The 26,219-nt window shown below is 70.3% G+C and carries 28 protein-coding genes and 1 tRNA gene; 14 read left to right on the top strand and 15 right to left on the bottom strand.

The features are described from left to right. Positions 1-7: 7 nt before the first annotated feature. Complete coding sequence (locus NVV32_RS13395) at positions 8-1,384, bottom strand: cystathionine beta-synthase (RefSeq protein WP_422390478.1); 1,377 nt, start codon at positions 1,382-1,384, stop codon at positions 8-10. Positions 1,385-1,581: 197 nt separating this feature from the next. Between NVV32_RS13395 and NVV32_RS13400 the strand changes: the two genes are divergently transcribed. From NVV32_RS13400 to NVV32_RS13415, 4 genes are all read left to right on the top strand, one after another. Next, positions 1,582-2,739 (top strand): SLC13 family permease, encoded by a 1,158-nt coding sequence (locus tag NVV32_RS13400; RefSeq protein ID WP_055767902.1) that lies wholly within the window; start codon positions 1,582-1,584, stop codon positions 2,737-2,739. A gap of 136 nt (positions 2,740-2,875) precedes the next feature. Beyond that, a complete protein-coding gene (locus NVV32_RS13405; RefSeq protein WP_055767899.1) occupies positions 2,876-3,952 on the top strand; it encodes a tartrate dehydrogenase in 1,077 nt (358 codons plus the stop codon). Between the two features lie 54 nt (positions 3,953-4,006). Next, positions 4,007-4,981, top strand: coding sequence for a DNA-3-methyladenine glycosylase family protein (locus NVV32_RS13410; RefSeq protein ID WP_422390479.1), 975 nt, complete (start codon positions 4,007-4,009; stop codon positions 4,979-4,981). A gap of 136 nt (positions 4,982-5,117) precedes the next feature. After that, positions 5,118-5,408 (top strand): putative quinol monooxygenase, encoded by a 291-nt coding sequence (locus tag NVV32_RS13415; protein ID WP_055767892.1) that lies wholly within the window; start codon positions 5,118-5,120, stop codon positions 5,406-5,408. Positions 5,409-5,519: 111 nt separating this feature from the next. Here the strand turns inward: NVV32_RS13415 and trxA are convergent, their stop codons facing one another. Continuing rightward, the gene (gene trxA / locus NVV32_RS13420; RefSeq protein ID WP_422390480.1) at positions 5,520-5,909 is read right to left on the bottom strand and encodes a thioredoxin; all 390 of its coding nucleotides are present in this window, start codon (positions 5,907-5,909) and stop codon (positions 5,520-5,522) included. Between the two features lie 96 nt (positions 5,910-6,005). Here trxA and NVV32_RS13425 point away from each other — a divergent pair, with 96 nt between their 5' ends. After that, a complete protein-coding gene (locus NVV32_RS13425) occupies positions 6,006-6,440 on the top strand; it encodes a DUF1810 domain-containing protein (protein ID WP_422390481.1) in 435 nt (144 codons plus the stop codon). A 25-nt stretch (positions 6,441-6,465) separates the two neighbouring features. On the opposite strand, the gene NVV32_RS13430 is transcribed toward NVV32_RS13425, so the two are convergent. Both NVV32_RS13430 and NVV32_RS13435 read right to left on the bottom strand, forming a co-directional pair. Further along, positions 6,466-7,683, bottom strand: coding sequence for an MFS transporter (locus tag NVV32_RS13430; protein WP_055767884.1), 1,218 nt, complete (start codon positions 7,681-7,683; stop codon positions 6,466-6,468). A 152-nt stretch (positions 7,684-7,835) separates the two neighbouring features. Continuing rightward, complete coding sequence (locus NVV32_RS13435) at positions 7,836-8,276, bottom strand: MarR family winged helix-turn-helix transcriptional regulator (RefSeq protein WP_055767881.1); 441 nt, start codon at positions 8,274-8,276, stop codon at positions 7,836-7,838. Positions 8,277-8,341: 65 nt separating this feature from the next. Between NVV32_RS13435 and NVV32_RS13440 the strand changes: the two genes are divergently transcribed. Next, on the top strand, positions 8,342-9,274 hold the full coding sequence (locus tag NVV32_RS13440) for a hypothetical protein (RefSeq protein WP_422390482.1): 933 nt from the start codon (positions 8,342-8,344) through the stop codon (positions 9,272-9,274). Further along, a complete protein-coding gene (locus NVV32_RS13445) occupies positions 9,271-9,771 on the top strand; it encodes a DUF6314 family protein (protein WP_422390483.1) in 501 nt (166 codons plus the stop codon). The genes NVV32_RS13440 and NVV32_RS13445 overlap by 4 nt, the downstream gene beginning before the upstream one ends. Here the strand turns inward: NVV32_RS13445 and NVV32_RS13450 are convergent, their stop codons facing one another. After that, on the bottom strand, positions 9,772-10,773 hold the full coding sequence (locus tag NVV32_RS13450) for an acyltransferase family protein (protein WP_422392053.1): 1,002 nt from the start codon (positions 10,771-10,773) through the stop codon (positions 9,772-9,774). A gap of 249 nt (positions 10,774-11,022) precedes the next feature. Here NVV32_RS13450 and NVV32_RS13455 point away from each other — a divergent pair, with 249 nt between their 5' ends. Then, positions 11,023-12,021: an acyltransferase family protein gene (locus NVV32_RS13455; RefSeq protein WP_422390484.1), complete on the top strand. Its 999-nt coding sequence runs from the start codon at positions 11,023-11,025 to the stop codon at positions 12,019-12,021. A 1,327-nt stretch (positions 12,022-13,348) separates the two neighbouring features. Here NVV32_RS13455 and NVV32_RS13460 read toward each other — a convergent pair. Then, positions 13,349-13,430 (bottom strand) — tRNA-Tyr (locus tag NVV32_RS13460). A 122-nt stretch (positions 13,431-13,552) separates the two neighbouring features. Next, entirely contained in the window at positions 13,553-13,969 is a 417-nt protein-coding gene (locus NVV32_RS13465; protein WP_422390485.1) for a hypothetical protein, read from the bottom strand. 163 nt (positions 13,970-14,132) lie between these two features. On the opposite strand from NVV32_RS13465, the gene NVV32_RS13470 reads away from it, so the two are divergent. Further along, entirely contained in the window at positions 14,133-14,621 is a 489-nt protein-coding gene (locus NVV32_RS13470; protein WP_191931599.1) for a YajQ family cyclic di-GMP-binding protein, read from the top strand. 75 nt (positions 14,622-14,696) lie between these two features. Here the strand turns inward: NVV32_RS13470 and htpX are convergent, their stop codons facing one another. The 5 genes from htpX to NVV32_RS13495 all read right to left on the bottom strand — a co-directional run bounded on the left by htpX (position 14,697) and on the right by NVV32_RS13495 (position 18,386). After that, entirely contained in the window at positions 14,697-15,578 is an 882-nt protein-coding gene (gene htpX / locus NVV32_RS13475; protein WP_422390486.1) for a zinc metalloprotease HtpX, read from the bottom strand. Between the two features lie 117 nt (positions 15,579-15,695). Beyond that, positions 15,696-16,982 (bottom strand): MFS transporter, encoded by a 1,287-nt coding sequence (locus NVV32_RS13480; protein ID WP_422390487.1) that lies wholly within the window; start codon positions 16,980-16,982, stop codon positions 15,696-15,698. Positions 16,983-17,035: 53 nt separating this feature from the next. Beyond that, positions 17,036-17,449, bottom strand: a complete 414-nt coding sequence (locus NVV32_RS13485; RefSeq protein WP_422390488.1) for a hypothetical protein — start codon at positions 17,447-17,449, stop codon at positions 17,036-17,038. A 29-nt stretch (positions 17,450-17,478) separates the two neighbouring features. Beyond that, on the bottom strand, positions 17,479-17,628 hold the full coding sequence (locus tag NVV32_RS13490) for a hypothetical protein (protein WP_422390489.1): 150 nt from the start codon (positions 17,626-17,628) through the stop codon (positions 17,479-17,481). 53 nt (positions 17,629-17,681) lie between these two features. Next, positions 17,682-18,386, bottom strand: a complete 705-nt coding sequence (locus NVV32_RS13495; protein WP_055767851.1) for an esterase/lipase family protein — start codon at positions 18,384-18,386, stop codon at positions 17,682-17,684. 92 nt (positions 18,387-18,478) lie between these two features. Here NVV32_RS13495 and NVV32_RS13500 point away from each other — a divergent pair, with 92 nt between their 5' ends. Further along, entirely contained in the window at positions 18,479-18,967 is a 489-nt protein-coding gene (locus tag NVV32_RS13500) for a Fur family transcriptional regulator (RefSeq protein ID WP_422390490.1), read from the top strand. A 7-nt stretch (positions 18,968-18,974) separates the two neighbouring features. Continuing rightward, positions 18,975-20,462, top strand: a complete 1,488-nt coding sequence (locus NVV32_RS13505) for a catalase (protein WP_422390491.1) — start codon at positions 18,975-18,977, stop codon at positions 20,460-20,462. Between the two features lie 66 nt (positions 20,463-20,528). On the opposite strand, the gene NVV32_RS13510 is transcribed toward NVV32_RS13505, so the two are convergent. Continuing rightward, positions 20,529-21,488 (bottom strand): SDR family NAD(P)-dependent oxidoreductase, encoded by a 960-nt coding sequence (locus tag NVV32_RS13510; protein WP_422390492.1) that lies wholly within the window; start codon positions 21,486-21,488, stop codon positions 20,529-20,531. A gap of 41 nt (positions 21,489-21,529) precedes the next feature. Next, complete coding sequence (locus tag NVV32_RS13515; protein WP_422390493.1) at positions 21,530-22,327, bottom strand: SDR family NAD(P)-dependent oxidoreductase; 798 nt, start codon at positions 22,325-22,327, stop codon at positions 21,530-21,532. A 101-nt stretch (positions 22,328-22,428) separates the two neighbouring features. Between NVV32_RS13515 and NVV32_RS13520 the strand changes: the two genes are divergently transcribed. The 3 genes from NVV32_RS13520 to NVV32_RS13530 all read left to right on the top strand — a co-directional run bounded on the left by NVV32_RS13520 (position 22,429) and on the right by NVV32_RS13530 (position 24,870). Then, positions 22,429-23,271 carry a helix-turn-helix transcriptional regulator gene (locus NVV32_RS13520; protein WP_422390494.1) on the top strand — a complete coding sequence of 281 codons (843 nt, stop codon included), beginning with the start codon at positions 22,429-22,431 and terminating at the stop codon, positions 23,269-23,271. 81 nt (positions 23,272-23,352) lie between these two features. Then, positions 23,353-24,363 carry an adenosine deaminase gene (locus NVV32_RS13525; RefSeq protein WP_422390495.1) on the top strand — a complete coding sequence of 337 codons (1,011 nt, stop codon included), beginning with the start codon at positions 23,353-23,355 and terminating at the stop codon, positions 24,361-24,363. A 117-nt stretch (positions 24,364-24,480) separates the two neighbouring features. Then, positions 24,481-24,870, top strand: coding sequence for a hypothetical protein (locus NVV32_RS13530; protein ID WP_422390496.1), 390 nt, complete (start codon positions 24,481-24,483; stop codon positions 24,868-24,870). A 98-nt stretch (positions 24,871-24,968) separates the two neighbouring features. On the opposite strand, the gene NVV32_RS13535 is transcribed toward NVV32_RS13530, so the two are convergent. Continuing rightward, positions 24,969-26,186: a glycerate kinase gene (locus NVV32_RS13535; protein ID WP_055767828.1), complete on the bottom strand. Its 1,218-nt coding sequence runs from the start codon at positions 26,184-26,186 to the stop codon at positions 24,969-24,971. Positions 26,187-26,219: the final 33 nt, after the last annotated feature.

Raw genomic sequence — 26,219 nt, forward strand, 5'->3', positions numbered from 1 at the left:
TGGGGGATTACTTGCTCATATATGTCAGCAAGTCGTGGCGCGTAAGAATTCCCACCGGGGACCCGACGAACGTCACCATCAGCGTGTCGCTGTCCTGGAGCCGCTCACGCGCTGTCCCGACGGATTCGAGCGACCCGATGAGGGGCAGCTTCGCGTCCATGTGCTCGGAGATCTTGTCGGTGAGCTTGGCCTCGCCGTGGAAGATCTTGGCGGTCAAGGAGCGTTCGTCCACGGACCCGAGCACCTCGCCCATCTTGACCGGCGGTTCCTGGGACAGCACGGGGATGCTGGACACCCCGTACTCGTCCATGATCGAGATGACATCGCGCACCGTCTCGGTGGGGTGCGTGTGCACGAGATCCGGCAGCGAGCCCGACTTCGAGCGGAGCACCTCGCCCACGCTGGCGTCGTCGCCACTGTCCATGAAGCCGTAGGCCTTCATCCAGTCGTCGTTGAAGATCTTGCCGAGGTAGCCGCGGCCGCCGTCGGGCAGGAGCACGACGACGACGTCGTCGGCCGTGAGGGTGCGCGCGACGCGCAGCGCCGCGACGACGGCCATGCCGCACGAGCCGCCGACGAGCAGGCCCTCCTCGCGGGCGAGGCGACGGGTCATCTCGAAGCTCTCCGCGTCCGTCACGGCGAGGATCTCGTCGGGGACGGTCGGATCGTAGGAGCCCGGCCACATGTCCTCGCCGACGCCCTCGACGAAGTAGGGACGGCCCGTGCCGCCGGAGTAGATGGAGCCATCGGGATCCGCACCGATGATGCGGACGGGGCCCGACGCGCGGTCGGCGGAGACCTCCTTGAGGTACCGTCCGGTGCCGGTGATGGTGCCGCCCGTGCCGACGCCGGTCACGAAGTGCGTGAGCCTGCCCTCGGTGTCGTCCCAGATCTCGGGGCCGGTGGTCTCGTAGTGGCTCAGGGGCCCGTTCTGGTTGGAGAACTGGTCGGGCTTGTAGGCGCCCGGGATCTCGCGGACCAGGCGGTCGGAGACGCCGTAGTAGGACTGGGGGCTGTCCGGCGCGACGGCGGTCGGCGTGACGACGACCTCGGCGCCGTAGGCCTTCAGGACGTTGCGCTTGTCCTCCCCCACCTTGTCCGGCACCACGAACACGCACTTGTAGCCGCGCTGCTGCGCGACGAGGGCGAGGCCGACGCCGGTGTTGCCGGAGGTCGGTTCGACGATGGTGCCACCGGGCTTGATCTTGCCCTCGGCCTCGGCTGCGTCGATGATCTTCGCCGCGATGCGGTCCTTCACCGATCCGCCCGGGTTGAGGTACTCGACCTTTGCGAGGACGGTGGCTGCGATGCCGTCGGTGACGGAGTTGAGCCTGACCAGCGGGGTGTTGCCGATCAGCTCGACGATGGAATTGGCGTACTTCATGACCACAACGCTACCGGCTGCGGGAACGATCCTCCGCGCCCCGGTTACGCCGCGGGACGATTCCGTGATGCGCGCCCGGCCCGCGCCGGAGCCCCGGTCGTGGCGGCAGGGGCCGCAGGGGCGGCCGATACCTCCGGTCACGCAGGGCTCGCGGCCGACGCCGCGTGGCATACTTTCCGGCGGAACGGAGCCCGCCCTTGAACCTACGCAGTGCCTCCCGCGCGATCCTGCCCGGCCTCGCCGTCCTGTGTATCGTCACCGGCCTGCTGCCGGGGGCCGAGCTCTCGGAGCTGTGGGCCCGGATCTGGCCGATCCTGCTGTTCGTGGCCGCCATGACGGTGGTGACGGACCTGCTGTTCTCCGCCGGCGTCTTCGAGCGGGTCATCGCCGCCGCTGCGGGTCTCGCGCGTGGCCGGACGCTCGCGCTGTGGCTCGTGACCGTCCTCCTCGCCGTCGTGTGCACGGTGTTCTTCTCCCTGGACACGACGGCGGTGCTGCTCACGCCGCTCGTCGTCCTCCTCGCCCGGCGCGCCGGGCTTCCGCCGCTCCCCTTCGCCGTGACGATCGTGTGGCTCGCCAACACGGCGTCCCTGCTCCTGCCCGTCTCCAACCTGACGAACCTCCTGGTGCAGGAGCGTCTCGGGCTGAGTCCGGTGGCCTTCGCCGGCCTCGTGTGGGGCCCGGCGATCGTCGGTGTCGTGGTTCCCTGCGCAGTCCTCCTCCTGATCTTCCGGCGCGATCTCGTCGGGCGCTTCAGCCCGGCGCCGGCCCGCGCCACGGAGGATCCGGTGCTGTTGCGTGCGGGGTACGCCGTCCTCGTGCTCCTCCTGCCGGCGCTCGTCAGCGGCGTGCCGGTGGCCCTGAGCGCGACCGTCGCCGCCGCCGTCCTGACCGTCCTGTTCGCCGTGCGCCGGCGGGGCACGCTCACCTTCCGGTTGATCCCGGTGAATCCACTCCTCCTCGCGCTCAGCCTCTTCGTCCTGGTCACCACCGCGCACGCGCAGGGGCTCGACGCCTTCCTCGCACCGGCCGCCGGTGACGGCGAGGGCTTCGTGGACCTGCTGCAACTCGCCGCGGTGGGCGCCGGTGGTGCCAACGCGGTCAACAACCTGCCCGCCTACCTGGCGCTCGAGCCGTCCGGGACGACGCCGCTCCGCCTGGCCGCGCTCCTGATCGGCGTCAACCTCGGGCCACTCGTCACGCCCTGGGGCTCCCTCGCGACGCTGCTGTGGGCCGAGCGGCTCCGGTCGCTGGGCGTCACCGTCCGATGGGTGCCCTTCGCCGTCGCCGGGCTGCTGGTGACCGCACTGCTGCTGCCCGCCGCCGTCGCCGTCCTGGCCTGGCTGGGCCCCTGACGCCCACCCGGGCCGGTCTCCCGCGGACCCCGAGGTGTCCGGACCCGCGTCAAGGCCCCGCGGACTGGCCGGACCCGCTTCCTCCCGTGCGCCTAGGCTGGAACGGTAAGCACCCTGCCGACGAGGAGCACGAACCATGACGAAGACCTATCGCATCGCCGTCATCGCCGGGGACGGCATCGGCAAGGAGGTCATGCCGGAGGGCCTGCGGTCGCTCCGGGCGGCAGCGGACCGCTACGGCTTCGGGGTGGACGCCGTGGACTTCGACTACGCGAGCGCCGAGTACTACCAGGCGCACGGGCAGATGCTGCCCGACGGCTGGTTCGAGGAACTGCGCACCTTCGATGCCATCTTCTTCGGCGCGGTGGGCTGGCCCGACGTCGTCCCGGACCATGTCTCGCTGTGGGGCAGCCTGCTGCAGTTCCGCCGCCACTTCGACCAGTACGTGAACCTCCGCCCGGTGCGTCTGCTCCCCGGCATCACGAGCCCGCTCGCCGGCCGGAAGCCGGGCGACGTCGATTTCTGGGTGGTCCGGGAGAACACCGAGGGTGAGTACTCGAGCGTCGGCGGGCGGATGTTCGAGGGGACGGAGCGCGAGACCGTCATCCAGGACACCGTCATGACGCGCACCGGGGTGGACCGGATCCTCCGCTACGCCTTCGAGCTCGCACAGAAGCGGGAGAAGAAGCACCTCACCTCGGCCACCAAGAGCAATGGCATCTCCATCACCATGCCGTACTGGGACGAGCGCGTGGAGGCGATGGCCGCGCACTACGACGGCGTCCGCGTGGACAAGTTCCACATCGACATCCTGTGTGCGAACTTCGTCCTGCACCCCGACTGGTTCGACGTCGTGGTGGCCAGCAACCTCTTCGGCGACATCCTCTCCGACCTCGGCCCCGCCTGCACCGGCACCATCGGCGTGGCACCGAGCGGGAACATCAATCCGGACCGCACCTTCCCGAGCCTCTTCGAGCCGGTCCACGGATCGGCGCCGGACATCGCGGGCCAGGGGATCGCGAACCCGGTGGGCCAGATCTGGAGCGCCTCCATGATGCTGGACCACCTGGGCGAGCCCGAGGCGGCGGCCGGCATCCTGGCCGCGATCGAATCGACCCTCGCGACCGGTGGGGACGCGCTCACGCGGGACCTCGGCGGCCAGGGCACGACGGCGTCGCTCGGCGGGAGCATCGCCCGTACCGTCGCGGGGTAGGTGTCGCGCCGTGGCGGCCTCGGCCGGAGGCCGCGCCCGTGGCACCATGGACGCATGAGTATCGCCCCCGCCGTCGTCCCCTCCGGCGCGGAGGCGGCCGAGTGGATCCCCGAGGGGCCCTACGACCTCACGCGGACGATCGGCACGCTGCAGTGCGGCGCCCACGATCCGAGCTTCATCAGCCAGGGCCCCGACCACTGGCTGGCCTTCCGCACGGTGGACGGTCCCGTGACGCTCGCCCTCCGGCAGCGCGGGTCGCTCAACCAGAGCCGTGTGCAGGCGAGGGCCTGGGGCTCCGGCGCTTCCGCGGCCCTCGCCACGCTGCCCCGGCTCCTCGGCGCCGACGACGACTGGAGCGGTTTCGACACCGCCGAGTTCCGCGCCACGCTGCCAGAACTGGCCCGCAAGGGCCGCTACCTCAATCCGGGCCTGCGCCTTCCGGCGTCCGGCCGGATGCTCGATACCGTGGCCCGCGTGATCCTGGAGCAGAAAGTGACCGGGATCGAGGCCAAGAGGGCATGGCGCTACCTGCTGGCACGGTACGGGGACGCGGCGCCCGGCACCGGTGAGGTGGCACCGGCAGGGCTGCGCCTCCCGCCGACCCCCGAGCAGTGGCGCCGGGTGCCCTCCTGGGACTGGCACCGCGCCGGCGTCGACTCCAAGCGGTCGGCGACCATCCTCAAGGCGGCGCTCGTGGCGAGCGGACTCGAACGACTCGCCTCACGGCCGGGCGGTGATGCTGTCCGCGCCGGGCTGCGCTCCGTTCCCGGGATCGGCGTCTGGACGATCGCGGAAGTGGTGCAGCGCACGCACGGCTGCCCCGACTCGATCTCCGTGGGTGACTACCACCTCGCCGCCTACGTGGGCGCGGCGCTCACGGGCCGCAGGACGGACGACGCCGGGATGATCGAGCTGCTCGAGCCCTGGAAGGGGCAGCGGCAGCGTGTGGTGCGCTCGCTCTACTCGAGCGGGTTCCGGAAGCCCACGTTCGGCCCGCGCCTCTCCCCCGAGGACCACCGCAGCCGGTAGGTCGCGATCGGAGGGCGGCGTCCCGTGCCTCGGATACGCCGACGGCACGCCGCCGCCACCCCTGTTCCCGCACCTGTTCCCGCCCCGGTGCCGCACCGATGGGTGGGGTGCCCGGGCCACCACTAGGCTGGGAGGCATGACCCAACCTGTAGACGTCACCGCCGTGTTCACCCCGCTGGACGGAGAGTTCTTCCGCGTCAAGCTCGCCCTCGACATCGCGATCGAGCAGGTGGTGCAGGAGCCGGGCTGCATCCGCTACGAGATCACCGATGCTCAGGAGGAGCGGATCGTCCTCACCGAGCAGTGGGAATCCACCGAGGTGCTCGACACGCACCTGAAGGGTGCCGCGGTCCAGGACCTCGGTGAGTCGCTGAGCGCCCTGCTCGCGAAGCCCGCGGAGGTCGTCCGCTCGGACCAGCCCGCCTGAGGCGCGACGGCCTGACGGCCACCCGCCGTCCCTGGACAGCGAAAGCCCCGCACTCCTCGAGTGCGGGGCTTCTGTGTGGAGATGGAGCGGGCGGAGCCTGTGCGGGTACCGCTACTCGCCGGCAGCGGCGCCGGGCTGCTGCTGCTGCTGCTGGGCGATCTGCTCGTGGACGGCCTTCATGTCCAGGCCCTTCACGGCGTCGACCAGTTCGCCGAACTGCGTGGCGTTCAGCGCGCCGGGCTGCGAGAAGACGAGAACCTTGTCGCGGAAGGCCATCAGCGTGGGGATCGATGTGATGCCCGCTGCGGCGGCGAGGGACTGCTCGGCCTCGGTGTCCACCTTCGCGAAGGTGACGTCCTCGTGCTGCTGCGACACGGCGTCGTACACGGGGGCGAACTGCTTGCACGGCCCGCACCATTCGGCCCAGAAGTCGACGAACACGATGTCGTTGCCCTCGATGGTTTCCGGGAAGCTTGCCTCGGTGATATTGATTGTCGACATCCTTAAAGGCTAGCGAGGACCCGGCGCCGTGTCAGGCCTGTTCGCTACCGATGAAGATTCCACCCCCACCACCACTGCTCTGCCACGGAGGCCCGCATGACCGCCGATCCCTACCGCCTGAGCCGTTTCGTCGAAGCCCAGGACGCGCACGGCACCTACGACCAGGCGCTCGCGGAACTGCGGCAGGGCCATAAGACGGGTCACTGGATGTGGTTCGTCTTCCCGCAGGTCGCCGGCCTGGGAAGCAGCCCGACGTCGGTCCGCTACGCCGTCTCCTCGCTCGACGAAGCGGTCGCCTACCTGGCGCACCCGGTTCTCGGGCCGCGGCTCATGGAGTGTGTCCACGCGCTGCTCGAGCTGGACGGGAACGATCCGCAGGCGATCCTCGGCGGTATCGACGCCCGCAAGCTGCAGTCCTCCATGACCCTCTTCGACGAGGCTGCACCGCAGGAGCCGTGGTTCAGGGCGGTCATCGACCGGTTCTACTCGGGTGAGGCGGACGGCACGACGACGTCGATCCTCGCAGGATGACGCCGTCGTGCCGGAGGCGGAGTGACTATTCTGCCGCGTGGGTGAGCGAGGCCCGACCGGCCAGCACCACGCCCGCCGCGACGAGCACCATGGCCGCGGCGACGCCGTAGGTGGCCTGCGGGCTGTAGAGCTCCGCCAGCTTCGTCGCAGCGAACGGCGCCAGCGCCCCACCCAGCCAGCGGACGAAGTTGTAACCGGCCGAGGCGACCGGACGGGGCGCGTCCGAGACGCCCATCGCCAGCTCCGTGTACAGGGTGTTGTTGATGCCGAGCAGGGCTCCCGAGACGATCACGAGGACGACGACGGCGGTCACCGAGCGCTCCGCGGCGAGCGTGAGTCCCGCGAGGACCAGCGCCAGGGACCCGAGGGTCAGCAGCAGGACGCGCGTGGTGCCGAGCCGCCGCTGAAGGACGGGGGCCACCAGGACGGAGAAGACCGCGACCATGAGTCCCCAGCCGAAGAAGACCGCGCCGATGCCGTAGGCGTCCATCCCGAGGACGAACGGCGTGAAGGCGAGGATCGTGAAGAAGCCGTAGTTGTAGAACAGGGCGCTCGAGGCCGTGGTGCGCAGCCCGCGGTGCCGGAGGGCCCGCAGCGGATCACGCAGGGAGGTCCGTGTCGCGGGTTTCGGCGTCGCCGGCAGGAGGACGGCCAGGGCGATGAAAGCCGCGGCCATCAGCCCCGCGGTCCCGAAGAACGGTGCGCGCCACTGCCAGCCGCCCAGCAGTGCCCCGAGCAGCGGACCGAGCGAGATGCCGAGGCCCAGTGCGGCCTCGTAGAGGATGATCGCCGTCGCTGTGCCCCCGCTGGCGACCCCGACGATCACGGCGAGCGCCGTCGCCACGAACAGCGCATTGCCGAGACCCCAGCCGGCGCGGAACCCGACGAGTGTGGCCACGTCACCGGAGAGGCCTGCGAGGGACGCGAAGACCACGATCAGCCCGAGACCGAGGAGCAGGGTCCGCTTGCCTCCGATGCGGGAGGAGATGACGCCGGTGACGAGCATCGCGACGGCGGTGACGAGGAAGTAGCTCGTGAACAGGAGCGACACCTGGCTGGGCGAGGCATCGAGGTTCTCGGCGATGGCAGGCAGGATGGGGTCCACGAGACCGATGCCCATGAAGGCGAAGACGGCCGCGAGGGCCGTGGCCCAGACGGCCCTGGGCTGGCGGAAGAAGGACTGCTTCTCCTCGGCGAGGACGGATGCGTTGTCTGGTGCCTCTGCGGAGGCATGGGTGGTCACTGGGGTACTCCTCGATGCGTTGTCAGGTGGTTCGGGCGCCTGAACAGTGCCCGCAAAGGCGCCGTTCGCGCGATGCGGCCGCCGGCTCAGGCGGTACGGCGGGGTGGTTGTGCCGGCCGGACCGGCGGAGTCGCCGCCCCTGGCCGTCCGGCTCAGGCGGTACGGCTCAGTTTGCCGATGACCGGCAGCGCCGCTGCGAGCGTGGCGCGGTCGTCGTCGTCCAGATGTGCCAGGAGTGCGGCGACGCGTTCGTTGCGACGCCGGCCGGCATCCTCCCAGGCGGAGCGGCCCGTCTCCGTGAGCTGCACGAGCACAGCACGGGAGTCCGTGGGATCGGGCGTGCGGCTCACGAGCCCGGCCTGCTCGAGCTTGATGATCTGCTCGGTGGCGGACGGGACCCGGATGCCGAGGTTCGCCGCGATGCGGCTCACGCGGAGCGGCTCCTCGGCGGCCATGCTCAGCGTGCTCATCTGCATGGTCGTGAGCTCGCCGTCCCCGTCCATCGAGCGGCTCAGGTACACCGCGTGGCGGAGCGTGGTACGGAAGGACTGCGCAAGGACCAGCAGCTCGGAGTCAATCAGGGGGACGCTCATAGTTAGGTAGCCTAACAGTTTATACGGTGCCGCACAAGGTGCACGGCCGTCCACGACGGGCTAGCGTGGGAGCCGACGACGCCGAGGGGGACGCCATGCAGGACGCCGCACTGCCGGCCAGCGCCCGCGCTGGCGCGACCCTACTGGCGCAGGCGGACGCCGCCGCGGACCGGCTCGGGTCCCTGCCGTCGACCGGAACCGGCATCGTGACCATCGTGGTTGCCGCTTTCGGTGCGGCAGGATTGACCCTGATGCTCTCGGATGTCCATCCGTCGACAGCGCTGCCGCTCACGCTCGTCGTGCTGCTGGCCCTGATTCTTTTGACCGTGGGCGCCCGCCGCGCACGAAGCACCCTGCCGCGAGGCTGGGACCGCCGGCTCGGGGCAGGTGCCCTCATCCCCTACCTCGCCGTCTTCGTGGTGGACAGCGCCCGGGTCCTGTTCGGTGTCCGGCCCGGTGTTCCGGTCTGGGGCGCGGTGGTGATTGCCGCAGTCCTCATGGCGCCCCTCGCCGCGAGCGGGGTGTGGCTGGTTCGCAGACGCCCGGCGCTGCCGCCATCGGCGGACGGCGCGACGTCGAATCCCTTCGTGGTCTTGGCTGCTCTCGCATCCGTCGACGGCGTGGGTCTCCGAGCCCTGCGGGAGGCAACCGGCATGCCGGCGGCGGACCTCGACCGGATCCTCGACGACTTCGACCGGCGCGAGCTCGTGAACCTCGGGTGGGGTGGTACCCGTCCGGGCCTCAACACCCCGGTCTCCCTCACGAAGGCGGGCGCCACGGCCTATGCCGACCTGCGGGCGCGACTGGGGCCCGCCGCGGAGCACATCGCGTCACAGGGTTCCGCAACGCCCGAGGGGCCTGCAGAACCAGCAGCACCAGCAAATCCGGCACAACCAGCGGTACCAGCAGTGCCCACACGTTCCGCACGTGGCGCCTGCGAAGTGCATCCGCCGGATGCAGCCGGTCCACCCGGTAGGCGAGGCTCGGTCCTGCCGTGATCCCTCCGCCCTTCGCTGTCCCGGACCCGATCGGCTTCCTCCTGGGCTCATGGACCACGCGGCGGCATCTCCTGGACCGAAGCACGAACGCCGTAGGGACCTTCACGGGGACCACGACGTTCACCCCCGACGCCGACGGCCTGCACTGGGCAGAGCTGGGCACGGTCCGGTGGCCGTCCTTCGAGGGGCCGGCATCGCGCTCCTACCGGGTCATGCCCGGTGTCGGGACGGCGGTGGAGGTGCTCTTCGAGGACGGGCGGCTGCTCTGCCGTCTCGATCTCTCCGCAGGATCCGCCCGCGACCACCACGACTGCCCGCCGGACACCTATCTGGTCGACTTCACCGTGGGGAGCAGTAACAGGATCGACTACCGCTGGGACGTGACCGGACCGGCCAAGGACCTCCTGCTCAGCACGACCCTGACGCGGGGGGAGGCTACGCGCGGCCCGGAAGGACGGACGCGGACCGTATCCGGACCGATCTGCCCGTCCGCATGATCAGGTCCTCGCCCGCCGCGTCCGCCGCGCACGCTCGCGCGGGCGCCGCTTCAGCGCAGGCAGTTCGAACAGCAGGTTGACGGACGCGTGCTTTCGCGTGGAATACATCCAGGCGAGCCCGAGCGGGACCCCCACACCGGCCAGGAGAAGGAGCGGCAGCATGAACCAGGCCTCCGCGACCCCGAGGGCATCGGCGAGCGCCAGCGTGATCATGATGGGACCCAGGTGGGCGACATAGAACACGATCGAGTAGCGCCCCGCGAACTCGAGGGCCGACGTCGCCCTGTTCCTGCGGAGCCGCGGGAACATCCAGCACACCACGGCCAACCCACCGACGACGCCCCACACGTACTCCGCGCGGTAGAGGACCTCGTGGCCGGAGACGTTGAGCAGACCGACCGCGACAGCAGATCCTGTCGCCACGGCCAGAACCCACGAGCGGTTGATCGCGCGCTCGACACGGCCCGGATGCTGCGCACACCAGGCACCGAAGAAGAAGAACGCCGACAGGAAGGCCATGGTCTCGGGGCGGCTGCCGTCCGGGAGCAGGAGGGACACACCGAGCCCGACGGCGGCGACGGCGAGCGGCGGTACGCGGCGCAGCGGGTAGGCGAGCGCGTAGAACACGAGGATGAACCACAGGTACCAGAGGTAGGTCGGCGAGAGGTAGAAGATCTGCAGCACGGACACCGGGTGGATGTCCCCGCTCGCGGCGAGGATGATGACCGACCACAGCAGATAGGGCCAGGCCACCATGGAGACCTTGCCGGCGAAGTACCGCCCGCCCGGCTTCGCGACCGACTGCGGGAGCAGGACGCCCGAGAGGAACATCAGCACGGGCATGCGAAACGGCTCGAGGAAGAGATTGACCTCGTCGACCCCGGCGGTCGGCCCCACGGCGACGCGGATCGCCTCGCCCGCGTGCAGCAGGACGACGAGCAGGATGGCGACGCCCCGCAGGCTGTCCAGCCAGCCGACGCGTGTGTGTGCGGTGTCCCCGATCGTGGCCTCCCCTGCCGTTACGTCTCCACCCTAAGTGGGCTTACCGACTCTTCGTGGAGAACGCCCGCGGGGATGGCCGGGTCGACGGGAGATCGGAGAAGTGCTTGGACCGGCGCGGCCCGGCATCCCCGCTCGAGGTCACAGCGGCGCGGGACTATAGCGCGCCGTCGGGCGCCGGTGCGGACCGACTTCGGTGACCGGGCCGAGCCTAGAATCGATGAGGGGGCACCTGAGACCTCGGAGGATGACGTGGCAACCCTGTATGCGCCCGGCACGACGGCGTCCCGGTCCGGTGCCATCGATGCGCTCCGGGTCCTCGCGGTCGTCGGGATCGTCGCCGGACACGTGTGGTCCGGGCCGCTCGTCGACGCCGGCCTGTACACGTGGCACGTGCCCGCCTTCTTCCTGCTCTCGGGGTACCTCTGGAAGCCTCGCGAGCCGGGCAGTCGTCGGACGGTCTCCGCGGAAGCCAGGAAGCGGTTTGCGACCATCATGGTTCCCTACATCGCCTGGCTCGGGCTGACCCTCGTCGTGCATCTCGTCATGCTCGATCACCGGGGCCAACTGACGGGCGACGGGGTGGCCCTGCCCCTCGTGGGCGGCTCGGAGAATGCGGGGCCCTTCGGCGCCTACTGGTTCATGCCTGCCCTGTTCCTCTCGGCGATCGCCTACCGCGCGCTCGAAGCCGTTCCCCTCGCGCTCCGGATCGGGATCATCATCGGGATCACCGCGGTCATCCACCGCTTCGGCGACGTCCTCGCTCCGCTACCCCTGTCGGTCGGGGTCGCCGGTGCAGCCCTCGTCTTCATGCTCGCAGGCCAGGGACTGCAACACGTCCGCGACCACGTCCGGCATCCGGTCCGCACGGGTGGTGCGTGCCTGCTGGCCGGTGCGGCCCCGATCCTCGCGGGGGCCTCGGCGCATCTGGACATCAAGTACGGCGAACTCGGCACCCCGGTCCTCAGCATCGTGGTCGCGGTGCTGATCAGTGGCGGGCTCCTCCTGATCCTCGAAGGCGTGTTCACGCGGCTGCCCGAAGTGGTCCATGCGGGAGCGACCCGCCTTGCCGTCGGGTGCCTGATGGTCGTCCTGACCCACACGTACGTCCTCTGGCTACTGGACATCCCCGACGCGGAACGCTCCGCCTGGGTCCTCGTCACGGCACTCGTTGCGCCGTGGACCGTCGCCCTGGCGCTCAACCGGTCGGCCCTGTCCCGCCCGCTGCTCGGGACGCCCCGCCTCCGGTAGGCCCCCGGCCTGATCCGGGCGGGGCCGGCGCCGCTGGACACCGTACTCGTCACCGATCGTTCATGTGCCCCTTGGATTCTTCTCATCTGGTTCTCATCTTCGCCGCGTAGACAGGTGATGTGGTCTCACCAGCGTCGAAGTCGAAGGTCAGGTACGGGAAATGGTGATCGTGTCGAAGAGTGTGGGCATCGTCCGGCGTTGCATCGAGCGCGTCCAGGAGAATCTCGCCGTACTCGCCGGCCCCGACGAGTTGAGCTACTGATCCGTTCCTGACGATCGCTGGAAGCCCTCCCCCGGTGGGCTCGTCGGCGCGTCCGGGCGGCACTGCCGACGGCGCAGCCGGGCACGTGGATCGAAGCCCCGCGTAGAACCGGCAGGCACACGCGGCGACGGTGGAGGTGGTCACCCGTCCACCCGGAACGGTGCGGGAACGTCATGTCTCGGGCGGTGAGTGCAGGCAGAGCCATGGTCACTTCACCACGGAAGGCCGGTACCTCCACTGTTTCCTGTGGTCCGAAGCCGAAGGGTAGATCATCGCGGAGGAAAAGAATCCCGGCTACTACGTCGTCATCATCCGTTCATCCGCCACGGTCGCAGTTGTCACCCAGTTCCCATGTTCGTCGGGTAGACAGGTGTAGTGGTCTCACTGGCAGTACGACAAGGAAGTTGGTTTCAGCCATGGTGATTGTGAAGAAGAGCATGAGCATCGTCCGCCGGTGCATCGAGCGGGTTCAGGGCAACCTTGCGGTCCTTGCAGGCCCAGACGAACTGAACTGCTAGCCGACGGTCGATTTCAGGTGGGGCCCGCCCGGTGAGCGGCGGGCCCCACCTGGTTTTCCGCGCGATGGAGACGGCGCTGTCGAGCGACCACACTGGACCGGGTGCGGCTCCTGCTGGTCGCGTGGTGACCCCGGCAGCGAGTATCCCTGGGACAGGGACCAAGTCACCGACGATCCACCCCATACGCTGCGCCCGCGGCCGGTGCCGGTGCGGCAATCCGCCTGATGCTCACCGCTGTCACCGCCGACCCCGTAGAGACCGCCCGACGCGAGACCGGAGGCGTTCACCGTGTCCCCCTTGGTGATGGACACGTCCCGGTCAGCGCCCGTCCACCCGGAGATGGTGAGCCCGGGACGGTTCACGTGCCCTGACATTGCGTGGATGGCCATGGCGGCGGCAGCGTGCCGCGACGATCGATAGCGGTGCGGCGGGCCACAGTGACTCCAGGGTCGGCGCTGATGCAGACCGTGGGCGCGGTCCTGGAGTCTCAACGCGAGAGGCCGGCACCTCCACCGTTTCCAGTGGCTGTACCGGCCTCTCCTTGCTGTGGCAGATGAGGGATTCGAACCCCCGTAGGCGTTGCCAGCTGATTTACAGTCAGCCCCCTTTGGCCGCTCGGGTAATCTGCCGAACGTCTTCACAGGAAGACCGCCCGCAGCAAGCGCGGGCAAGACAACTTTACAGACAAACCAGCCTGGTGACGAATCGGCCCGAGGTACCGGGTCAGGAGCCTGCCACGGGACGGCGCAGCTCAGAGACCGGCGGCGACCCGGCGCTGGATCTGCGCGTAGAACCCGTCGGCCTGCTCGGACGTCACGAGGCGGAGGAGGACGGCCTGGTCGAGGTCGGATCGCACCCCGGCCAGGCGCTCGGCCGCTGTTGGGCCGGCGTTCGCGGAACCGGCGACGGCAGGACCGGCCAGTACGAGCGGCGCGGGCGCAGCGAGACCCACGGTCGACCCCGTGTCGAACCCGCTGACCAGGCCGTCGGTGTCGTAGTCCGGCGACTCCGCGAGGTCGGAGGTCTCGATGACGGACGACGGCGCGACGGCGAGGGCCGGCACCGGAGCCATTCCCGAGAGGGCCGCCGCACTCGCGGCGGCCAGGAAGGAGCCGGCCACGGCTCGCCGAAGGCGGACCCGGTAGCGTCGACGGGCGGTTTCGAGCATCGTTCTGGCTCCTTGGATCTCAGGTGGTAGGACCAACCGTTCCACCTGTCCGTGTGGACGTACCCGGAGACGGCTGTCCGCTTCCTGTGAGACCGCGCGCGCCCCGCGACAGGCGTTGCGGATAGTCTTGGGGGCAAGAATCCCCATCACCCCAGGAGGCATCGTGGCTAGCGAATCCACGTTCGACGTCGTCAGCAAAGTGGACAAGCAGGAGGTCGCCAACGCGCTGAACCAGGCGCAGAAGGAGATCGCCCAGCGGTACGACTTCAAGGGCGTCGGCGCGGAGGTGGACTTCAGTGGCGAGAAGATCCTGATGAAGGCGAACTCCGAGGAGCGCGTACTGGCCGTCCTCGACGTCCTGCAGTCCAAGATGATCAAGCGCGGCATCTCGCTGAAGTCCCTCGACACCGGCGAGCCGTTCCCGTCGGGGAAGGAGTTCCGCCTGGAGACCTCCATCAAGGAGGGGATCGCCCAGGACATCGCGAAGAAGATCAACAAGCTCATCCGCGACGAGGGCCCCAAGGGCGTGAAGTCCCAGATTCAGGGCGACGAGCTGCGGGTCAGCTCGAAGTCCCGTGATGACCTGCAGGAGACCATGACCCTCCTGCGCGGCTTCGAGGAAGCCGACCTCCAGTTCGTCAACATGCGCTGATCCGCGCCACCCGACGACGACGGCGGCCCACCTCCTCGGGAGGTGGGCCGCCGTCGTCGTGCCGGATCGTCGGGTTCAGCCCCGCGGCCGCCCGGCCATGCCCTCGAGGCGTGCGATGCGCTGGTCCATCGGCGGGTGCGTCGCGAACAGCTTGCCCACCCCGCCGCCCTTGAAGGGGTTGGCGATCATGAGGTGCGAGGTGTTGACGAGGCGCTGGTCCTGCGGCAGCGGCGCCCGCTGGGTGCCGGCCGCCAGCTTGCGGAGGGCCGAGGCGAGGGCCAGCGGATCGTCGGTGAGGATCGCGCCGTCCTCGTCGGCGTCGAACTCACGCGTCCGACCGATGGCCGTCTGGATGAGGCCGGCCGCGAGAGGTGCCAGGATGGCCAGCAGCAGCGCGCCGATCGCGTTCCCGCCGCCCTGGTTCCGGTTCCCGCCCATCATGCCGGTGAAGGCGAACATCTGTGCCACCGAGGTGATGACGCCGGCGACCGCCGCCGCGATGGATCCGGTGAGGATGTCGCGGTTGTACACGTGCATCAGCTCGTGGCCGAGGACACCGCGCAGCTCACGCTCGTCGAGCAGCTGGAGGATCCCCTCGGTGCAGCAGACCGCCGAGTTCTCGGGGTTGCGGCCCGTGGCGAACGCATTGGGCGCCTGCGTGGGCGAGACGTAGAGCCTCGGCATGGGCTTCTGCGCCCGCATGCTCAGCTCGCGGACGATGCGGTACATGGCGGGCTGCTGCTGCTCCGTGACCTCGACGGCGCGCATGCTGCGGATGGCGATCTTGTCGCTGTTCCAGTAGCTGTAGGCGATCGAGCCGACACCGAGCAGGGCGAACAGCCAGATGAACATGGAGCTGCCGGTCGCTCCCGCGATGACCGCACCGAAGACGAGGAAGATGCCCATGAGGGCACCGAACAACAACGCCGTCTTGGCACCGTTGAAATGGTTGTGCACGTCGTACTCCTTGCGCTGTGGACGCCGACCGCTCCGTCCGGGTGGACGGCGCACGGTTGTTGCCGGTCCCCTCATGGTAGGACGTGGCTCTGCACGCGCGCTGGGAGGGCGAGGGGGTCAGGGCTCGGGGCGCCGAGAGTCGTAGTGCGCGAACCGCGGTTGCCACCGGGCGACGGCGAGCACCAGGAGGATGCACGCGAGGCCCCCGACGACGGCGGTCCAGCCCTCGCCGAGCCATGAGGCCTGGCCGCCCGCCACCATGTCCCCGAGGCGCGGCCCCCCGGCGACGACCACGATGAAGACGCCCTGCAGGCGCCCGCGCATCGCGTCCGGCGTGGCGGACTGGAGGATGGTGTTGCGGAAGACGCTGCTGATGGAGTCCGCGATGCCGGACAGCACGAGGCACGCCGCCGCTGGGAGCACCCAGACGGACAACTCGCCCTCGCCGGGGGTCGGCAGGGACGAGGACCCTGCCATCACGACGACGAGGCCGAACCCCGACACCGACGCCCCCCATCCGACGATCGACCAGATGACGGCCTGGCCCTGCCGGTGGATGCGACCGAGGGGTCCGGAGAAGAGACCCGCCAGGACCGATCCGAAGGCGGCGGAGGCGAGGAGGATCCCGACGGTCAGCTCGCCGCCGCCGATCAGTACCGCCCCGACTGCGGGCAGTAGCGCCCGGGGCTGTGAGGTGATCATGGCGATCAGGTCCAGCACGAACGTCATGCGGATGTTCGGCCGTGTTCCGAGGAAACGGAAGCCCTCGAGGACCGTGGCGAGCCCGGCGCGCCGCTGCGGACCCTCCGGGGGCAGGGGCGGCAACCGGTAGAGCGCCCACAGCGCGAAGGTGAACGTGACGACGTCGACCGTGTAGGTCCAGGCGTAGCCGACCTGCGCGACGAGCAGGCCCGCGAGCAGCGGGCCGACGGTGAACGCGAGGCCGAAGGTGATCATGCTGAGGGCGTTGGCCGCAGGCAGCAGTTCCGGCCGGACGAGGCGCGGGATGATCGAGCTGCGCGTGGGCTGGTTGATGCCGGCCGCACCGGACTGGACGGCGATCAGTGCGTACAGCAGCCAGACGCTGTCCACGCCGATCCAGGCCTGCGCCGCGATGGCCATCGTGGTGGCCCAGAGTGCGAAGCCGGAGTACAGCGCGACCTTGCGGCGGTCCTGCGCGTCGGCGATCGCGCCGCCGTACAGTCCCGCCACCACGAGGGGCACGAGGGCGAAGAGGCTGAGGAGGCCGACGCTGAGGGTGGACTGCGTCAGCGAGTAGATCTGCAGGCTGACGGCCACGATGGTGAGCTGCGTGCCGATCGCCGAGAGCGCCGTGCCGACATAGAGCCGACGGAACGCCGGCGACTCCCGCAGCGGGGTGATGTCGGCGAGGAGTCTGGGCACGGAAGAAGTCTAGCGGCGGGATGATTCACTCCAGCAACTATCCGACGTGCCTGCTACGGCTCGTCCGGAACGACCGCTCCGTCCGGCAGGCGGACTCCCATGAGTTCGAGCTGCCCGGGCGGCACCGTGCGGTAGGCGTGGCTCTCTCCGTGGTCGGGAAGCCCGGGCTCCTCGTCCGCCGGGAGCTGCCGTGTGCGCGGCGCATCGCCGTCCGTGGAGGGCCGGTCCAGCGGTCTGCAGGCTCCCGTCGACGGCTCGCAGATGATCACGGAGCCCGTGGTCCCGGTCAGCTCGTCGGGGAGGAACCGCGCCGTCCCGTCCGGGCCGGCTCCGGGCGGCGAGGGGCAGGCCCCCGGGTGGACGGAGCAGACATCCAGGGGCACACCGACACCGCCGGGAACCGCGGGTCCGGCGTCCGCGTGGCGCGCCGGCATACCCGGCGCGGACGGACCCACCGACGGCGGCACGGCCGCCGTCGCACTGTACGCGGCTCCCGTCAGGGCCAGGATCCCGGCGACGGCGAGGAGCGGACGGCGTCGTGGCCGGGCCGGCCGCTTCCCGCCGGCACCGGTCCATCGACGGGAGCGCGGAGGTCGCCGATCAGCGCATCCGCCGCCCCGGGCGTGCCGTCCTCGACTCCTCGCATGCCCCTACCCTGCCCGCCCCGTAGCCCGGCCGCAAGGAACGGCCGCCGGCCGGTCAGGCGCTGTCGCGCTCCCCCGCCTCGATGGCCCGGTCGATCTCCTGCAGGACCCGCGCATCGGCGATCGGACGGAAGTGGCCCATGGTGTCGAGCTGGATGTTGCGCGCACCGTCGACGAAGCTGCCGCCGGGGATGTGCGGATCGAAGCGGCTGTAGATCGACGTGATGCGGCCGTTGAGCTCGAGGTTGTTCCGCAGGCTCAGCAGCGTCGGGTTGTGCGGGGAGAACGCGCGGATGCTCGGCAGGATGAAGAAGTTGGCCCAGACGGACCCGGAGAAGGGCGAATTGACCGCCACCAGTCGGCTCACGCGCCCGGTGGAACCGGACATGGTCATGAGGAACTTGCCGATCAGGCCGCCCTTGCTGTGGGCCACGACCACCACGTCGGTCAGGTCGTGCTCCTCCAGGTAGGCCGCGGCGAGCTGCGCCATCGCCTCGACCGTTCCGCGGTTGTAGCCGAGCTTCTGCACCACGTGGACGGGATGCCCGGCTGCGTGGAGGTGCTTCGCGACGGGCCGCATGAACTGCCAGGTCTCGTAGATGCCCGGGATCAGCAGGACGGGCGCCTTGCCCTCGGGGGCACCGGGGTCGGTGATCAGGTACTGCGCGGGGTCGGCCCGGACGAGGAAGGCGTGCGCCTGCCAGAACCCGACGTACGCGTAGTCCAGCGCCCAGGCCCAGCCGCGTCTGATGAGGTTCACCCCGTCCACGGTACCGACCCGCGAGGGTGGATGGGGCACAACTTAGCCGAGCCTTATTGTGAGTTATTCAGATCTACTGGTTGACTGGTCCCATGACGCACACAGCGATGGCCCTGCAGGACCGGGAGGCCCTGTGGACCGCCGCCCTGCATTCCGCCGGGCGCCGCGTGACGCGCCAGCGGCTCGCCGTCCTCACCGCCGTCGACCGCCTTCCCCACGCGACGGCGGACGACGCAGCCGCCGCCGTCCGGGCCGGCCTGCCCCACATCACCGTGCAGTCCGTCTACGTGATCCTCGCCGACCTCACCGACATCGGCCTGTTGCGCCGCGTCGAGACGCCGCACTCGCCTGCCCGGTACGAGACCCGCGTGGGGGACAACCACCACCACGCGGTCTGCACCGGCTGCGGACGCATCGAGGACGTCGACTGCGCCGTCGGCCACGCCCCCTGCCTCACCCCCGAATGGTCGCCGGGGGCATCCCGGATGACCATCCAGATCGCGGAGGTCCTGTACCAGGGCCTCTGCGACGACTGCCGCTCGGCAGCCCACAGCCGTCCACGATCCGCACCACAGGAATAGGAGCACCATGTCCGCCAACTTCAGCACGACCCAGTCCGGCGCACCCGTCATCGACGACAGCAACTCGTCGGTCCTCGGCCGCGACGGAGCCATCCCGCTCACCGACCACTACCTCATCGAGAAGCTCGCGCAGTTCAACCGTGAGCGCGTCCCCGAGCGCGTGGTCCACGCCAAGGGCGGCGGAGCCTTCGGTGTCTTCGAGACCACCGAGGACGTCAGCATGTACACGCGCGCCGCACTCTTCCAGAAGGGCACGACGACGGAGACCCTCCTGCGGTTCTCCTCCGTGGCAGGCGAGCAGGGCTCCCCCGACACGTGGCGCGATCCCCGCGGCTTCGCCCTGAAGTTCTACACCTCAGAGGGCAACTACGACCTCGTGGGCAACAACACGCCGGTGTTCTTCATCCGGGACGGCATCAAGTTCCCGGACTTCATCCACTCCCAGAAGCGCCTGCCCGGCACCAACCTGCGCGACGCCGACATGCAGTGGGACTTCTGGACGCTCAGCCCGGAATCGGCCCACCAGGTCACGTGGCTGATGGGTGACCGCGGCCTGCCGAACTCGTGGCGCACCATGAACGGCTACGGCTCGCACACCTACATGTGGATCAACGAGTCGGACGAGAAGTTCTGGGTGAAGTACCACTTCAAGTCCAACCAGGGCCACGAGGTCCTCACCGTCGACGAGGCCGAGGCGCTCGCCGGCTCGGACGCCGACCACCACCTGCGCGACCTCTCTGAGAACATCGCGAAGGGCAACCACCCGAGCTGGGACCTGAAGGTCCAGATCATGCCCTACGAGGATGCGAAGGCGTACCGCTTCAACCCGTTCGACCTCACCAAGGTGTGGCCGCAGGGCGACTACCCGCTCATCCCGGTCGGCAAGCTCACGCTGAACCGCAACCCGGAGAACTACTTCGCGCAGATCGAGCAGGCCACCTTCGCGCCGTCGAACTTCGTCCCCGGCATCGCCGCGAGCCCCGACCGCATGCTGCAGGCCCGCATCTTCTCCTACGCCGACGCGCACCGTTACCGCGTGGGCACCAACCACGCGCAGCTGCCCGTCAACATGCCGAAGAACGAGGTGCGGAACTACTCGAAGGACGGCGCCGCGCGCTACCACTTCAACTCCGCCGCCACACCGGTCTACGCACCGAACTCGGTGGGCGGACCCGCGGCCGACCCGGCGCAGTACGGCGCGCACGGCGGCTGGGAGAACGACGGCGACCTCGTGTACGCGGCGCACTCGCTGCACACCGAGGACGACGACTTCGGCCAGGCGGGGACCCTCTACCGCGACGTGTTCGACGACGCGCAGCGGGCCCGCTTCCTGGAGACGATCACGGGTGCCGTGGGTGGCGTGCAGAGTGACGACATCCGCGCCCGGGCCGTCCAGTACTGGGCGAACGTGGACGCAGAACTCGGTGCGAAGCTGGCCGCCAACCTCGGCCACGGCGTCACGCCGGCCACCGAGTCCGAGGCAGCGCTCTACTAGAGCCTCCCGCGGTACGGCAGGACCACCAGGAGGGCGGGCCCACAGGGTCCGCCCTCCTGTGTGCGTTCAGGACACGGAGCGGCGTGCCCCGGCCAGCAGGTCGAGCGTGACGTCCCACAGCCGGTCCGCGTTCTCCGGGTCGATCGCATAGGGCCGTACGCCGGAGATGCCGTCGATGATGGCGGGGACGACCTCCGCCTCCCGGCAGTCCTCGAGGTAGAGTCCGCCCACGCCGTCCAGGAGCGGCGAGGTCGCGGCGAAGACCGAGGTCGCGGCGCCCTGCTCCGGGGTCTTGGCGCTCATCCCCGCGGCGATCACCCGTTCCTTCGTCGCGGCGAGGACGTCCGGATCCCAGTGGCGCTGCAGGTTCGTCCAGATACCGCCCGGCATGACGGCGTTCGCGGTGATCCCGTCCGCCGCCCAGCGGTGCGTCGCCCCGACGGCGAAGAGTGCATTCGCCGTCTTGGACTGCCCGTAGGCGTGCCCCGCGTCGTAGGGCCGCTGCCGGAAGAAGAGGTCCTCGTACACGATGTCCGACATCCCGTGCCCGCTGGAACTCAGCGAGACGATCCGCGCTCCGCCGGCCGCTGCGAGGGCGCCGTGCAGACCGATCGCGAGCGCGGCGTGACCCAGGTGGTTGGTCGCGAACTGGAGCTCCCACCCGAGCGGCGTCCGCAGTTCGGGGGTCATCATGATCCCGGCGTTGTTGACCAGGAGGTGCAGGGGACCGGACCACCCGCCCGTGAAGCGGTCGACCGCGGAGAGGTCCGCGAGATCGAGCGGACGCACGTGCACGACGGCGCCGCCGCTGGACCGGGCGATGTCCCCGGCGACGCGACGGCCGGCGTCGACGTCCCGGACCGCGATCGTCACCTCGGCGCCGGCATGGGCCAGCGCCCGCGCGGTCTCGATCCCGATCCCCGAGGCCGCACCCGTGACCACGGCGGTGCGGCCGGCCAGCTCGATCCCCCGCACCACCTCGAGGGCGGTGCTCGCTGCGGTGAAGGGCGAGTCGAAGGTGTTCATCGTGATGTTCCTGACCGTCGTCGTGGCATGGCGGTCGGCCCTCACGCTGCGCGCGTCGAGGAGATACCGCCGTCGACCGCGACGATACTCCCGTGCACCATGCGCGCCGCGTCCGAGGCCAGGAAGAGCACGCCGTCGGCGATGTCCTGCGGTTGCACCACGACGCCCGCCGGGGTGCCGGCGGTCATCGCGTCCAGCACGGCGCGCGCCGCCTCGTTGCCCGGCGTGAGCGTCGCGCCGGGGGACACGGTGTTCACCCGCACTCCCCGGGGGCCGAACTCCGCGGACCAGGACCGTGTCAGTTGCTCGACGGCGGCCTTCCTCGCCGTGTACAGGGCGGCGAACGGATGCCCGACCGAGGCCATCCAGGACCCCACGTTGATGACCACCCCGCTGCCGCGCTCCGCCATCGCCGGCAGGATCTCCGCCGCCAGGACATGGGGGGCGCGGATGTTGACGGCGAGCATCGCGTCGAGGTCCGCATCGGCGAGGCCGGGCGTGCTGGGTGCCGGGTAGATGCCGGCGTTGTTGACGAGGATGTCGATCCGGCCGCCGAGCAGGGCGGTCGCCGCAGCGGTGAAGGCGCGGAGGTCGGCGTAGGACCCACCGAGGTCGACGGCGAGGAAGCGTGCACTGCCGCCTTCGTCGTCGATCTCCTGCACGACCTCCCGGCCGCGCGCCTCGCTGCGGCCGGCCACCAGGACGGTGGCGCCCGCCGCTGCGAGGGTCCGGGCGATGGCCGCACCGATACCGCTGGTGGCTCCGGTGACGAGGGCCGTCCGGCCGTCGAGGAGGGCGTGCGTCGCAGGGGACGGTGAGGGTGGAGCGATGGATGTCATGGTCCTGTTCTAGTCCGGGAGGCGCGACAGGAACCAGAGCAGGACCAACCGGGGCACGGCAGGACCATGCCGGGCGAGCGCTTACGACCTAGGGTTGGACCATGCCTGCAGACCGGTCCCAGCTCGGCGCCTTCCTCCGCGCGCGCCGCGACGGCCTGACACCGGCCGACGCCGGCATGCAGGCCTTCCCCGGCCCCCGGCGGGTCCCCGGCCTCCGCAAGGAGGAACTGGCCGTCCTCGCGGGCGTGAGTGCCGACTACTACAGCAGGCTCGAGCAGGGCCGGCAGGCGAACGTCTCCCGCAGCGTGCTGGACGCGCTCGCGCGGGCGCTCCGGCTCGACGAGGTGGAACGCGCGCACCTGTTCGCGCTGGCCGACCCGACGCCCGCGCGGCGCACGCACACCCGCGACGCGCAGCGGCCGGATGCCGGACTGCTCCGCCTCATGACCACGCTCGACCACGTGCCCGCACTGATCCTCGGGCGCCGCGGGGAGGTCCTGGCGACGAACACCCTGCTCACTGCGGTCCTCCGCGACATGCCGCCGTCCTCGTCGCTGGTCCGGTTCATGTTCTTCGACCCCGTGGCGCGAGAGCGGATCGTGAACTGGGAGCACTTCGCCGCCACCACCATGGCGGCCCTGCGCGGCGAGCTCGGCCGTCATCCGGAGGACTCGCAGCTGGTGGCCCTGATCGACGAGCTCCGCGCCGGCGATCCCGACGCCGCCCGCTGGTGGGCGGACCACAGCGTCCAGGACTACGCCTCGGCCCCCAAGCGCATCCTGCACCCGGTGGCCGGTGAACTGTCCTTCGACATCGAGACCGTCCTGCCTCCCCGGACCGCCGAGCAGGTACTGATCGTCTACACCGTGCAGCCGGACTCCCCGACCGCCCGCACCCTCCCGTTCCTCGCGAGCTGGAACGCGGACCAGCCGGCCGGGCGCTGACCCCGCTGCCCGTGCAGGGCCGGCACGGGACCACGACGCGCACGGCGCCCCCTGCCTCGCGGGCTCTCGTAGGCTGGGGTGATGCCCTCCCTGCCGCCCTGCGCCGAACTGCACCTCCACATCGAGGGGACCCTCGAGCCCGACCTCGTGTTCACACTCGCTGCCCGCAACGGCATCACCCTCCCCTACGCGGACGCCGCCGACCTGGCCGCACGGTACGCCTTCAGCGACCTGCAGTCCTTCCTGGACCTGTACTACGCCACCATGGACGTGCTGCGGACCGAGGAGGACTTCGCGGACATGACGCGCGCCTACCTGCGCAGGGCGGCAGCAGCGGGCGTGCGCCATGCGGAGATCATGATGGACCCGCAGGCCCACCTCGCCCGCGGGATCCCGCTGAAGACATGTGTCGACGGCGTGGCCTCGGCCCTTGCCACGAGCGAGACCGAGTTCGGCATCAGCACCCTCCTCATCGCGGCTTTCCTGCGTGACAGGCCCGCTGCGGAGGCCCTCGTGGTCCTGCGTGACCTCATCGCGATGAAGGCGCCGATCGTGGGGATCGGCCTCGACTCGGCGGAGGTCGGCTACCCGCCCTCGCTCTTCGCGGAGGTGTACGACGTCGCCCGTGCAGCCGGCCTCCGGTGCGTCGCCCACGCGGGTGAGGAGGGGCCGCCGTCGTACGTGTGGGAGGCCCTCGACGTCCTCCGCGTGGACCGGATCGACCACGGCATCCGGTGCCTCGAGGACGAGGCGCTGGTGGAGCGGCTCGTCGGGGACCGGGTGCCGCTCACCGTGTGCCCGCTCTCGAACGTCCGGCTCCGGGCGGTCACCGGCCTCGCCGACCATCCCCTCCCCCGCATGCTGGAGCGGGGCCTCAATGTCTCGGTCAACTCCGACGACCCCGCCTACTTCGGCGGATACGTGGACGACAACCTCGCCGCGGTGGAGGAGGTGTTCGGGTTCGGCCCCGGCGACCTGGCCCTGCTCGCCTCGAACTCCGTCCGGTCCGCCTTCCTCGGCCAGGCACGACGCGACCTGCTGCTCGGCGAGATCGAGGCCTGGCGCACCACGCGGTCGCCGTCCCCGATGTAGCGCGCCGGGCAGGACGGTGGAAGACTTCAGCTGATCACGCCTACCGGCCTGCGCCCTGATGAAGGAGACACCATCGAGAAGGACTTCACGATCACCCAGGACGCCGGGATCGCCGAGGTGCTCTGGCGTCCGGGCATCGTGATCGGGCCTCCGGAACTCGACGTGCTCGCCAACACGATCACGCACGCGCCGCGCTGGCGGTCCCGTCCCTTGCTCATCCACCTGGACCTGGTCCGGCACATCACGCCGGACGCGCGCCAGATGCTCGTCGCCTACCACCACGCGGGACCGATCGCCCTCACGGGGAGCGATCCCGTGGACAGGGTGCTGGCCGCCTTCATCGCGCAGTCGAGGAGCCACACCCGGTACTTCGCCCGGACCGGTGACGCCCGGGTCTGGTTGTCCGGCGGGCATCTCGCAGGACTGCCGGTCAGGCTCCTGGACGGTCCGTCCGATCAGTTCCCGGCGGCGCACGGGGTCCTCGTGCCGGCGTCGGCCGAGTGGTGACGGACCACCACCGGGCCGGGTGCGGCGCGCGCCAGGGCCAGGGCCGGAGCCAGGGGTAGCGCACCCACGGCGGGCCGGCAGGAGACCCCCGGTCGGTGTCAGGCGGACGGGCGGACGAGGCGTCGAGCGTCGATGGACGAGGACACCGCCGCACCCAAAAGGAGCAGCCGCATGGTGCGTTCCGTCGCCTCGATGAGGAGCTGCTCGCCGTTGGCCACGGCGTCCTCGAGGTTCATGGGGATGGTCATGATGGAGGCGATGGCGTCGATGCCGATGTCATGCACGTCCGGTGCTCCCTTGCCCAGCGACCCGGCGAGGGCCAGGACGGGGACGCCTGCGAGCTGTGCGCGGCGGGCGATCACGGCCGGCACCTTGCCGTTGGGGGTCTGGAAGTCGATCGCGCCTTCAGCGGTGATCACGAGGTCGGTGCCGCGCATCAACGTCTCGAGATCCAGCCCAGCGAGGCCGCTGTCGATGAGAGCTTCGAAGCGCGGCACCAGCTTCGCTCCGAGGGCGGCGAGTCCGGCACCGAGGCCCCCCGAGGCTCCCGTGCCCGGACCCGAGCGGTAGTCGACGCCGGTGGCCAGGCCGTCCCGCCCGAGCACCCGGGCCCACTGCCGCATGGCCTTGGCGAGGTCCTCCACCTGCTGCGGGGAGGCTCCCTTCTGCGGCCCGAAGACCCGTGCCACGCCCTTCTTGCCGCAGAGGACGTTGTGCTGGTTGCAGGCCACGATCAGGGTGGCCTCCTGCACGGCGGGGTGCAGGTCGGAGAGGTCCAGCCGGTCGGCGTCGATGAGCGCGGAGCCGCCGGCGGGGAGGACCCGGCCCTTGCTGTCGAGGACGCGGGCGCCGAGGGCCTGCAGGGCACCGGCGCCGCCGTCGCTCGTCCCGGAATCGCCGCACCCGATGATGATCGTGCGGAGTCCCTCGTCCAGCGCTGCGCGGATCAGCTCACCCACCCCGTAGGTGGTGGTGGCGCCCGGATCACGCAGCGTACGGGGGACGAGTCGGAGCCCGGCAGCGGCCGCCATCTCCACCACGGCCGTCCCCGCGGCACTGCCGCCGAGCCTCGCGAAGTGGGACTCCACCGGTTCGCCCACCGGACCGGTGACGTTCACCGGTACCAGCACGCCACCCGTTGCCGCGGCGAGGGTGGCCGCGGTGCCCTCACCGCCGTCGGCGATCGGCACCGCCGTGATCTGCACGCCGGGGAGGACGCGCCGGACGCCGGCGGCGATGGAGCGGGCCACCGTCTCGGCGCTGAGGGATTCCTTGAAGCCGCTCGGGGCGATGAGTACGCGCTGGGGAACTGACATGGTGGTTCTCCTCGGGATGTGGCGGTCGGGATC

The organism is Arthrobacter sp. N1 (genome assembly GCF_048288285.1).
Taxonomy (GTDB): domain Bacteria; phylum Actinomycetota; class Actinomycetes; order Actinomycetales; family Micrococcaceae; genus Arthrobacter_D.

Coding starts and splice junctions, on each gene's coding strand:
- NVV32_RS13415 (WP_055767892.1), top strand. CDS start 5,118: ATGACCCAACCTGTAGACGTCACCGCCGTGTTCACCCCGCTGGACGGA.
- NVV32_RS13520 (WP_422390494.1), top strand. CDS start 22,429: ATGCCTGCAGACCGGTCCCAGCTCGGCGCCTTCCTCCGCGCGCGCCGC.
- NVV32_RS13425 (WP_422390481.1), top strand. CDS start 6,006: ATGACCGCCGATCCCTACCGCCTGAGCCGTTTCGTCGAAGCCCAGGAC.
- NVV32_RS13435 (WP_055767881.1), bottom strand. CDS start 8,276: ATGAGCGTCCCCCTGATTGACTCCGAGCTGCTGGTCCTTGCGCAGTCC.
- NVV32_RS13395 (WP_422390478.1), bottom strand. CDS start 1,384: ATGAAGTACGCCAATTCCATCGTCGAGCTGATCGGCAACACCCCGCTG.
- NVV32_RS13410 (WP_422390479.1), top strand. CDS start 4,007: ATGAGTATCGCCCCCGCCGTCGTCCCCTCCGGCGCGGAGGCGGCCGAG.
- NVV32_RS13405 (WP_055767899.1), top strand. CDS start 2,876: ATGACGAAGACCTATCGCATCGCCGTCATCGCCGGGGACGGCATCGGC.
- NVV32_RS13490 (WP_422390489.1), bottom strand. CDS start 17,628: ATGCGAGGAGTCGAGGACGGCACGCCCGGGGCGGCGGATGCGCTGATC.
- trxA (WP_422390480.1), bottom strand. CDS start 5,909: ATGTCGACAATCAATATCACCGAGGCAAGCTTCCCGGAAACCATCGAG.
- NVV32_RS13510 (WP_422390492.1), bottom strand. CDS start 21,488: ATGAACACCTTCGACTCGCCCTTCACCGCAGCGAGCACCGCCCTCGAG.
- NVV32_RS13505 (WP_422390491.1), top strand. CDS start 18,975: ATGTCCGCCAACTTCAGCACGACCCAGTCCGGCGCACCCGTCATCGAC.
- NVV32_RS13500 (WP_422390490.1), top strand. CDS start 18,479: ATGACGCACACAGCGATGGCCCTGCAGGACCGGGAGGCCCTGTGGACC.
- NVV32_RS13465 (WP_422390485.1), bottom strand. CDS start 13,969: ATGCTCGAAACCGCCCGTCGACGCTACCGGGTCCGCCTTCGGCGAGCC.
- NVV32_RS13515 (WP_422390493.1), bottom strand. CDS start 22,327: ATGACATCCATCGCTCCACCCTCACCGTCCCCTGCGACGCACGCCCTC.
- NVV32_RS13525 (WP_422390495.1), top strand. CDS start 23,353: ATGCCCTCCCTGCCGCCCTGCGCCGAACTGCACCTCCACATCGAGGGG.
- NVV32_RS13535 (WP_055767828.1), bottom strand. CDS start 26,186: ATGTCAGTTCCCCAGCGCGTACTCATCGCCCCGAGCGGCTTCAAGGAA.